At 56.3% G+C, this 8,364-nt stretch carries 12 protein-coding genes; 5 read left to right on the plus strand and 7 right to left on the minus strand.

Translation table 11 applies throughout. The features are described 5' to 3' along the window. Window positions 1–236: Nif3-like dinuclear metal center hexameric protein (locus tag ACREAY_RS07520; protein ID WP_431755152.1), on the minus strand; the 236-nt coding region annotated here is incomplete at its 3' end. Window positions 237–293: 57 nt separating this feature from the next. Between ACREAY_RS07520 and twy1 the strand changes: the two genes are divergently transcribed. After that, window positions 294–1,343, plus strand: a complete 1,050-nt coding sequence (gene twy1, locus ACREAY_RS07525) for a 4-demethylwyosine synthase TYW1 (protein WP_431755153.1) — start codon at window positions 294–296, stop codon at window positions 1,341–1,343. A gap of 32 nt (window positions 1,344–1,375) precedes the next feature. Here twy1 and ACREAY_RS07530 read toward each other — a convergent pair whose 3' ends face one another. The 4 genes from ACREAY_RS07530 to ACREAY_RS07545 all read right to left on the minus strand — a co-directional run bounded on the left by ACREAY_RS07530 (window position 1,376) and on the right by ACREAY_RS07545 (window position 4,060). Beyond that, window positions 1,376–2,092 carry a calcium-binding protein gene (locus ACREAY_RS07530; RefSeq protein WP_431755154.1) on the minus strand — a complete coding sequence of 239 codons (717 nt, stop codon included), beginning with the start codon at window positions 2,090–2,092 and terminating at the stop codon, window positions 1,376–1,378. Between the two features lie 184 nt (window positions 2,093–2,276). After that, window positions 2,277–2,753 carry a TolB family protein gene (locus ACREAY_RS07535; protein ID WP_431755155.1) on the minus strand — a complete coding sequence of 159 codons (477 nt, stop codon included), beginning with the start codon at window positions 2,751–2,753 and terminating at the stop codon, window positions 2,277–2,279. A gap of 119 nt (window positions 2,754–2,872) precedes the next feature. Then, entirely contained in the window at window positions 2,873–3,409 is a 537-nt protein-coding gene (gene rdgB, locus ACREAY_RS07540; protein ID WP_431755163.1) for an RdgB/HAM1 family non-canonical purine NTP pyrophosphatase, read from the minus strand. A 42-nt stretch (window positions 3,410–3,451) separates the two neighbouring features. Next, window positions 3,452–4,060 carry a KEOPS complex kinase/ATPase Bud32 gene (locus tag ACREAY_RS07545; protein ID WP_431755156.1) on the minus strand — a complete coding sequence of 203 codons (609 nt, stop codon included), beginning with the start codon at window positions 4,058–4,060 and terminating at the stop codon, window positions 3,452–3,454. 33 nt (window positions 4,061–4,093) lie between these two features. Here ACREAY_RS07545 and ACREAY_RS07550 point away from each other — a divergent pair, with 33 nt between their 5' ends. Continuing rightward, on the plus strand, window positions 4,094–4,414 hold the full coding sequence (locus ACREAY_RS07550; protein WP_431755157.1) for a PH domain-containing protein: 321 nt from the start codon (window positions 4,094–4,096) through the stop codon (window positions 4,412–4,414). Here the strand turns inward: ACREAY_RS07550 and kae1 are convergent. Then, complete coding sequence (kae1, locus tag ACREAY_RS07555; RefSeq protein ID WP_431755158.1) at window positions 4,386–5,384, minus strand: KEOPS complex N(6)-L-threonylcarbamoyladenine synthase Kae1; 999 nt, start codon at window positions 5,382–5,384, stop codon at window positions 4,386–4,388. The genes ACREAY_RS07550 and kae1 overlap by 29 nt on opposite strands. A gap of 1 nt (window position 5,385) precedes the next feature. Further along, window positions 5,386–6,588, minus strand: coding sequence for a redox-regulated ATPase YchF (locus ACREAY_RS07560; protein ID WP_431755159.1), 1,203 nt, complete (start codon window positions 6,586–6,588; stop codon window positions 5,386–5,388). A gap of 60 nt (window positions 6,589–6,648) precedes the next feature. Here ACREAY_RS07560 and ACREAY_RS07565 point away from each other — a divergent pair, with 60 nt between their 5' ends. From ACREAY_RS07565 to ACREAY_RS07575, 3 genes are all read left to right on the plus strand, one after another. Then, window positions 6,649–7,119, plus strand: a complete 471-nt coding sequence (locus tag ACREAY_RS07565) for a cupin domain-containing protein (RefSeq protein ID WP_431755160.1) — start codon at window positions 6,649–6,651, stop codon at window positions 7,117–7,119. Window positions 7,120–7,310: 191 nt separating this feature from the next. Then, window positions 7,311–7,997: a 7-cyano-7-deazaguanine synthase gene (locus ACREAY_RS07570; RefSeq protein ID WP_431755161.1), complete on the plus strand. Its 687-nt coding sequence runs from the start codon at window positions 7,311–7,313 to the stop codon at window positions 7,995–7,997. Next, on the plus strand, window positions 7,972–8,364 hold a 393-nt coding region (locus ACREAY_RS07575; protein ID WP_431755162.1), incomplete at its 3' end, for a 4Fe-4S cluster-binding domain-containing protein. The genes ACREAY_RS07570 and ACREAY_RS07575, both read left to right, overlap by 26 nt.

The raw sequence follows: 8,364 nt of genomic DNA on the forward strand, positions 1-8,364 counted from the left end.
CGGTCAAATACCCTGTAAAAGTTGACGGCGGCTATCCCTATCGGGTGGTGCGCTATCACCGCGTCGCAGCCAAGGCTCTTTGCCAGCAACAGCTCGGCAGTCCCCACGTCTACTGCAATCATGACTTTATTGATGTTCCTGCCCTTGACGTGCACGGCGCTGTCTGCGGGCATTTTTTTCCACCCCGCAAGCTCCAGCCCGACCTGCATTATCTTTTCAGTGTCGACGCCAGCCATTGCTCCTATGCCATACGGTGCAAAATTTAAATCTGATCCGCATCATGTTGCAGGTAGATGAGTTGCTCTGACGAGTACGTCTCGCATTCAGCCGACGACGGCCTGATACAGATAACGCCGCCAGTAATGGCGAAACTGAAAAAGGCAAAGTATGGCGTCTACAATCACTCGGCAGTCGAGCTGTGCCACTGGACGAAAAAGTCGTTTGCAGGCGAGGGCAGCTGCTACAAGCACAAGTTCTACGGCATCTCGACGCACCAGTGCATGGAGATGACGCCTGCAGCCATGAACTGCGAAAACCGGTGCATCTATTGCTGGCGCCCGGCAGAGTTCTACGACACCCTGCAGATGCCGGCAGAGCTGGTCGACGAGCCGGACGTGATAGTCGAGCAGCTGATGGCAGAGCGGAAAAAGCTGATAAACGGGTTCTACGGCAACCCCAAGAACGACAAGAAAAAGCTGGACGAGTCGCTTTTGCCGGCACACTATGCGATATCGCTGTCAGGTGAGCCCACGATGTACCCCAAGCTTCCGCAATTGATAAAATACCTGAAGACCTTGAAGGCGACCAAGTCGATATTCCTCGTTACAAACGGCCAGGAGCCGGACATGCTCAGGCGCCTTGCGAATGAAGACGCGCTGCCGACCCAGATCTACCTGTCGACAAACGCATCCAACAAGAAAATGTTCCACCAGGTGAACCGGCCAATGCACAAGGACGCGTGGGAGAGGTGGCACGACAGCCTCCGCTTTCTTGCTACTGTCGATACGAGGACCGTCCTGCGCATGACTATCATACGCGACTACAACTGCCAGGGCGAATTCGTGGGCGAGTTTGCCAAGATGATGTCAGAGGGCAACCCGCATTTCGTAGAGATAAAATCATACATGCACGTCGGCATGTCGACCAATAGGCTGGAATACGAAAACACGCTGGACATGGGCGAGGTGTGCAACTATGCAAACAGGCTGTGCGCAAGCATGCCGGCATTTGCGGTTATGGACGAAAGCGAGATTTCAAGGATAGTCGTATTGCAGAACAGGGAGCGCTATGCCGACAGATGGATAAAGGAATATTTTCAAGACAATAGATCCCCAAGGATGTAAAAATAGACAGGTGCCTTCCGGCACCGGTCCCGTTACGCCTCGCAGTTGGCCATGGTGTTGTCCCCCACGATGTCATAGCACGCGTCATTTCCTTTGCCCCCGTTGTGTATGTCGTTTCCCGCCTCATCGTAGAGAAGGTCGTCATCTTCGCTTCCCCACATGACGTCGTACCCGTCATCGCCGATGAGCCTGTCGTTCTCGTGGCCGCCAACCATCGTGTCGACGTCAGAGCCGCCCCAGAGATAATCCTCTCCTTCGCTTCCGTAAAGCCCATCCCTGCCGTCATCTCCATTCAGTCTGTCGTTGCCATGCTCACCGACGAGTATGTCGTTGCCCGAGCTTCCCCACAGCTGATCGTCACCTGCGTTGCCGTAGAGAAAGTCGTCGCCTGCAGCTCCGACCAAGGTATCATTCCCGTCGCGGCCGTACAGGACGTCGCTGCCCTGTCCCGCCCAGATGCTGTCGTTCCCTTCATTGCCGTCCAGGCAGTCGTCGCCGCCGTTGCCCACGATGGAATCATTGCCGCCGTGCCCAAGGATCAGGTCGTTGCCGGCAGTACCGTAAAGCAGATCATCTCCTGCGGTGCCCTCTATCATGTTGTACCCGGAAGCGGCCTTGCCGCAAAAGAGCTCTTCCGTTTGCGCTACTCCCCAGTCAACAGGATCATAGATTGGAGAGGGCTCTAGCTCTTGGATCGTGCCATCAGCGCTGGTGATGAATATTTGGGTGTCAGGAATCTTGATTGACAAGACTTTGTTGCCGTCCGGGGACTATGTAGGCAAAATCCTGTTGTCGCCTGCAAAACTTGGCCCGCTGCCGCTGACGCGCACAGTTTCCAAGTGGTACCCGGGACTGAGACGGCTGGTCTGGTAAGTCGATATCAGTCTCGTGCTGTCCGGCGACCATCCATAAATAGTGTACCCCACAGATTGTTCATGCGCTGCCGTCAGGCTTCATGACGAAAACATTATGGTTTCCTTTCAGGCCGTCTGCGCCGCGGGTAAAGGCTATCGTGGTTCCGTCTGGCGACCAGAGCGGATTGGCGTCTAGGAGCGCGTCGTCCGTCAGCCTTGCGACTCCCGTACCGTCCGCGTTCATCGCGTATATGTCGCGGTCCCTGTCGTTTTCGGCACTTTTTATTTCAAAGGTCATCTTGGTGCCGTCCGGTGACCATTTCGGCGCCAAGTCCGTGTAATTATTGTTTGTAAGCCGGGTGAGGCCGGTGCCATCTTCGTTAATCACGTATATCTCTTCGTTGCCGTCCATTTTGCCGACAAAAGCGATCTTGCCGTTCTCGCCCGGAAACGTGGCGGATGCGGAATGCGGCGACATGACTGCTGCGGAAATCGACGCAACAATTAATGCTGAAAGGAGGATCCCTCTTGCAGAAATGTTCCTGTTTGTCCGCATGTTGGCTTTTTTTGTCCTATTTGCATTTCAGCGTAAAATCATTGCAGTCGCTACGCTTGCTTTGATTTATTCTTGCGCAAGACTTGTTCTTGAAAATTCCACTATCGTATTTGTTCGAACTAATCCCTACGTGTGAACCATTCAGCAAATTTGTCTAGCGCCCTTTTCCGGTGCGAATAGTCGTTCTTGTTGTTGGCAAGCTCGGCAAACGTAACACCCGCGCCTTCTGGTATAAATATCGGGTCATAACCCCAGCCGCCCTGCGCTGCGCGCGTGGCAATCGCCCCGTTGACTGTTCCTTCAAAAGTGTGCAGATCCTTGCCGTCGTAATAAGCAATAATTGAGCGAAACGACGCCTGCCTGCCCAGCCCCTCCAGCAGTTTCAGGATGCCGGCGTTGCCAAGTGTCTTGAAGACAAAAGACGAGTACTGGCCGGGAAAGCCCTTCAGCGAGTCGATGTACAGCCCGTCGTCTTCGACTATTACCGGCTTGCCAACTCTGGCGTAGGCGCTCTTTGCTTTTTCCCTCGCGATCTCCTCAAGCGAGTCTGACTGGACCTCGACAAGCTCGGCCTGCGCAAAGTCGACTGCAATGCGTAAAGCAAGTATAGACTTGACCTCATCGAACTTTTTCTGGTTGGTGCTGGCAAAGGTCACAGAGCGCAATAATGCTTGCAGCGTTGCACGCAGATAAAAGCGTCACGCGACCCGGGCGTAGCGGCCCCGCTGCTCTATCTCCCGGACGTTTTCAAGTATTCTGCTTGTTTTTTTCTTGCCTGCGACGACCGCATATCCCCTGACAAAGCCCGCAAAGGCGCCCCTGAGCGAGATGTGGGCGCTTGTAAACGCCTCTTTTATCAGCCGGACGTCTACTGCCATGTCTTCCATCCTTTCGGAATAATAGGCAAGCCCAAAGTCGATGAGCACCAGTTTTTTGCCGCTCACGATGAAATTCGAAGTCGTCAGGTCGCCGTGCACGATGTTGCTGGTGTGCAGTAACGCGGCGTGCTGCCCCATCTTTTTGCAAAGATCCAGGTCGAGCACGTCTCTGGCAATCCTGCCCCCTACAAACTCCATGATTATCTCTGCCTTTTCAGGGTCGACAAAGTAGATGAAAGGCGTGTCCACGCCGGCCTTTTTGGCGGCAGAAATCAGGCTCGCCTCGTGTATCGTCCGCTGGCGCCGGACAGAGGCGTCAAGCGCTGGGTGGCGGTACGCCTTGGGCGCTCGATATTTAGAGACGGCCCTCTTGCCGTGCCAGTCGGCGAGGAATATGTCCGCCTCTGCGCCCCTGCTGACGAGCTGCAATAGTAATATAGCGTCTGCCGTGGAGATAAAAACGTGAGTTTCAAGCCGGAGGAAGGCGAGCGCGTTATCCTGACAGAAGACTGCGCCGAAGACAAGCTGAAAAGCGGCTTCCTTGTCCTCACGAGCAAGAGGATACTCTTCCAAAAGACCGAAGGGCGCATGGCGACACTATCTAAAAAGGAAGGCGACATCGTCCTTGACATCCCGCTCTCCCAGGTCTCGTCATTCAAGTCCGAGGGATTTCTGGTAAAAAAGTTCGTTATCGTTTCTTCCGGCCAGACGTACAAGTTTGGCGTCTTTTCAAACGGCCAGTGGGAAAAGCAGTTCAGGCAGGCACAGGCCGGCGCCAGCTGACGTCCACGGTGTCAAGGCGCCACGACTGGGTCACCAACGCGTCGCTGACCGGCACCTTTTTCCCGGTCGCGCCGTATTCCAGGAGCGCGGTCCACGCTATCTGGGCGCCGTTGTCGCCTGCGAATTTTACCGGGCACGCGTAAAATTTTGCGTTCTGCCTTGCGCACGCGGCCTCCAGCATCTCTGTTAGGCGCTGATTTGCGGCAACCCCGCCGACTATCATCATCTCTTTTTTGCCAGTAAACGAGAGCGCCCGCTCGACTGTCTCGGCCAGCATGGCAAAGGACGTTTCCTGCAGCGAATAGCAGACATCTGCAACGTCTTGCTTTGACGCAAGCCTCGTTGCGGCAGTCAGGAGGCCGGAAAACGACACGTCGTTTCCCTTGACCACGTACGGCAGCTGCATATAGTTGCCAGATTTTTTTGCGAGCTCTTCAATCCTGCCGCCGCACGGCGACGCAAACCCGGCCGACCTGCCGAACTGGTCCAAAAGCTGGCCGACGGTGATGTCCAGGGTTTCCCCAAAGACGCGCCACCGGCTGGCGGAAAACGCGAGGATCATTGTGTGGCCGCCGGAGACGAGCAGCACGAGTGGGTCCCTGGCTCCCGTCAGCATGGCGCCAAGCTCGATGTGTCCCAGCGCGTGGTTCACCGGCACCAGCGGCTTTTTGTAATAGCCGGCGACCGTGCGGGCGACCACTGCGCCCACCCGGAGGCACGGCCCGAGGCCGGGCCCGGCAGAATATCCCACGATGCCGACATCTTTGATTGAAACGCCCGCCGACTCTAGCGACTGGCGCAACACCTCTGACGACGCGTCCATGTGGTGCCTTGACGCCTCGCGTGGGTGGATGCCCTTGCCCTCCGGCGCCCTGTACACGTCGCGCTCGTCTGACAATATTTTCCCATCGCCGTCGACGACTGCGCAGCCAAACGTGTGCGCCGTGCTTTCAACGCCGAGGCAAAGCATGCTATCCCCTGCTAGCGGCAGACACTATCTTGATCACGTCGCCATTCTTCAATTTATGATCGGCGCCGATCCTCTGCTTGGTCCGGGCGTCAACGGCGTACAAAAAGCCCTTTGCCAGGTCCGCGTGCACCGTTCCTGCAAGGTCCTTGGCAGTCGAGCCTTCAGGCAATAGCCGGACATCAGGAAGCACGTTGCCTTTCTTGTCGGCCAGCTTGAACTCGTCTTCAACTGGGTAGACGGCGACAAGGTGCAAGAGCTTGAAGCAGGCAATGTTTATCGCCTCCTGCACGCCGGTCGAGCCGTACTTTTCAATCAAAGCTTTTACAATGTCAAGTGCCTTTTTCTGAGCGTCGTTCAATGCCACGTTTGGCTTGACGTCAAACGAGTTGTCTCCGGGCAAATAGTGCAGCATCCCCTTTTTGGACGCCTTTTTCAGCATCGCCTCGGCCTCTGAGGCGCACTGTACTACTGCAAGCCCGGCCTTTTTCATCTTTTCAATGTTGGCGTCTGCCGTCGGGAGGTCGGCCTTGTTTGCGGCCACGACAAACGGCTTGGACTTTACCCGCAGCATGTGGCAAAAGCGCCTTATCTCGTCTTCGGTCCACTGAGTCGGCTTTTTCAGCCCAAGGCCGGACTCGTGCACCGTCGCAGAGATGAGGTGCTCCGGTATAGCCAGGCCTGAAAACCTCTTTGCGAGCATCTGCTCCAGTTTCTGGCCCTGGTTTTCAGCCTCTCTCGCAGTCTTGCTCCAGTCCCGCGATACTATTGCCGACATCCAGAGGTCAAACTCTTCTTCCACAAACTGGACGTCAAACATCGGGTCGCCGGCGCCCGCGGGGACTGACTTGCCGGCGCTGTCAGTCGAGCCGGATGCGTCGACTACGTGTACCAGCGCGTCGGCCTGCCGGGCGTCGTCGAGGAACTTGTTGCCCAGGCCCTTGCCTGCGTGCGCCCCTGGGACTAGGCCGGCCACGTCTACCAGCTTGACAGGTATGAACCTGTTGCCGTCGATGCATATCGAGTGCACGGGGTTGTCCTGCACGCCAAACTCGCGGCAGACGCATTTTACCCTCGCGTACGCGACGCCCACGTTTGGTTCGACGGTGGTGAAGGGGTAATTGGCGGCAGGGACCGCAAGTTCCGTCGCGGCGTTGAAAAACGTGGACTTGCCAACGTTGGCCTTGCCAATGATGCCGATTATCAACCAGCGCAAAGTGCGTCCTGCCCGCATTAATGTTTTTCAAACACCTGCTTACAGGATGCAGTGAAGGGCGCAAAATACTGGGTCGACAAGCTTTCGTTGCAGGAGCACCCGGAGGGCGGATACTTCAGGGAGACGTACAGGTCAAAAGTGCAGTTTGAGACAGAAAGAGGGCTGCGCAGCGCGTCAAGCGCCATCTATTACCTGCTGAAAAGGGGCCAGATTTCCGCGTTCCACAGGATAAAGTCAGACGAGATGTGGCACTTTTACGCTGGAAGCCCGCTGGCCGTCCATGTGATCGACGGAGGCGAATTGAGCACTGTCAGGATAGGCAACGGCCCAGGCAAAGAGTCCCTGCAGGCAGTGGTCAGGGCAGGGTGCTGGTTTGCTGCGGCAAGCACGGGGCAGTACTCGCTTGTAGGGTGCACGGTGGCGCAGGGCTTTGACTTTTCCGACTGGGAGATTGGCAGGCGCGACGGCATGATAAAGGCGTATCCGCGGCACAGGCGCGCAATTGAAAAATACGCAAGATAGCTGCCAGTGTGTGTTTCCAGTGGAACACAAAAAAGCGAGTAGCATTAAAAGAATTATTGCAAGCTACCATAAACCTGGTAGTAGCCGGGAAACAATTACGGATCAGTCCGCAAGTTGCTGCCCAGTCTGCGACTGAAGGCTGGCAGCAGGATAGCTACCAATAATATTAGTGCCCGCGCCAGACCAGTGTCATGGCCAGGCAGGCGGCAGCAGTTTGCATAGTGAGCGGAGGGCTGGATTCGGTCTGCTTTGCAGCCACGCTTGCCAAAGAGTATGACGTTTACATGATGACTTTTGCATACGGCCAGCGCGCCGAGCGCGAGATAAGCGCGGCCCGGTATTTTGCAAAGGCGCTAAAGGCGAGGGAGCACAGGGTGATCGACATCAGTTTCATGAAGTCGCTGTACGGCAAGAGCAACGCGCTCACAGACAAGAGCCAAAAGCTGACAGCCGACTTCTCGCAGAACTTGGTGGTCCCGATACGCAACGCCATCTTTATCACGATTGCAAGCGCGTGGGCGATGAGCATCAACGCCAGGATAGTGGCGTACGGCGCGCACGCAGGCGACGCCCCGCATTACGCCGACTGCAGGCCGGGCTTTGCCAAGGCCATAGCCGACGCGCTGAATGTCGCGGACGCCGACAGCATCGCGCAGGGCACGAGGCAAGAGATCGCAGTCATTTCGCCGGCGGTGCAGGGGCTCGACAAGGCGGCGCTCTTGAAGATGGGCCACGAGATCCTCGGCGACAGGCTATTCAGGACGTGGAGCTGCTACTCTAACGGCAAGGCGCACTGCGGCAGATGCGAATCGTGTATAAATAGGCAGATGGCATTTACCGGCGCACAAATAGATGACAGGACGCGCTATGCAACGTAGGCAGGGGCTTGTCGCCGGCAGGGTAAAGCTGAGCGAGATCTTTACCAGCATCGAAGGGGAAGGGGTGCTCTTTGGGACAAAGACAATGTTCGTCAGGCTGGCAGGCTGCCCGCTGAATTGCCACTGGTGCGACACGCCTTACGCCATCCCGATGGACAGCGGAGGCGACTTTTCCACGTCAGAGGTAAAGGAGATGATAGCAGGCGAGCTGTTGCCAAACACGTACAAGGTCAACTTTACCGGAGGCGAGCCGCTTGTGCAGCATGAGGCAGTAATAGAGCTGGCAAAGTTCGTCAAAGAAAAGGGCATCAGGACGTACCTGGAATCTGCCTGCTATGATTCTGTCAGGTTTGCCAAGGTCCTGCCA

It is taken from the genome of Nitrososphaera sp., assembly GCF_050748925.1.
Taxonomy (GTDB): domain Archaea; phylum Thermoproteota; class Nitrososphaeria; order Nitrososphaerales; family Nitrososphaeraceae; genus Nitrososphaera.